Raw genomic sequence first — 600 nt, forward strand, 5'->3', positions numbered from 1 at the left:
ATTTTATGTTCGCCCAGATTGGTTTGGGTCATGGCTTTGCCGACGGCAACAGGATAAATTTTGCTCAGTTTACCGTTGTCGTAGAGGAACAAACGCTGTTGCGTAATATTGATAACGACGTGTTGTCCGGAAGAGGCGGGGGAGACGTCTGGAATAAGTGTGTTTGCAGCAGCGGCCGAGGTCAGAAGGGCGGCTGTCAGGCCAAGGAATAATTTTTTCATGTCGTCTTTTTTTTGTAGGGATTGAAATGAAAGTTTTTGGCGCATGATACCTGAAACTCTGTGTTTTTGTGAGAAAATATGCGCTTTCGGTATTGGAAGACAGTCAGACGGCCGGTAAGCGGCTGTCTGACGGAAACGGTATGAGTGTGAAAGAACGGTATCAAGAGGCGGAAGTTTTTTCTTTGGATTATGAGGGCAGGGGTGTTGCCAGAGTCGATGGAAAGACTGTATTCATCGGCGGTGCGCTGCCCGGAGAGCGTGTAACGTTTGCCATTCATAAAGAAAAAAAGCAGTTTGCAGAAGCTCAGGTCGAAACGGTTTTAAAACCTTCTTCCGAACGCATTGAGCCAGCTTGTTGCTATTTTGATACATGTGGCGG

2 protein-coding genes are annotated in these 600 nt (G+C 47.0%); one reads left to right on the top strand and one right to left on the bottom strand.

What is annotated here, in order from left to right; translation table 11 throughout:
• Positions 1 to 221, bottom strand: a 221-nt coding sequence (locus ACTHUE_RS19835; RefSeq protein ID WP_440403645.1) for a L,D-transpeptidase, incomplete at its 3' end; no start/stop codon positions are given.
• 140 nt (positions 222 to 361) lie between these two features.
• Between ACTHUE_RS19835 and ACTHUE_RS19840 the strand changes: the two genes are divergently transcribed.
• A partial coding sequence (locus ACTHUE_RS19840) for a TRAM domain-containing protein (RefSeq protein WP_440403646.1) occupies positions 362 to 600 on the top strand: 239 nt, incomplete at its 3' end.

This window comes from Neisseria sp. P0021.S005 (assembly GCF_051956955.1).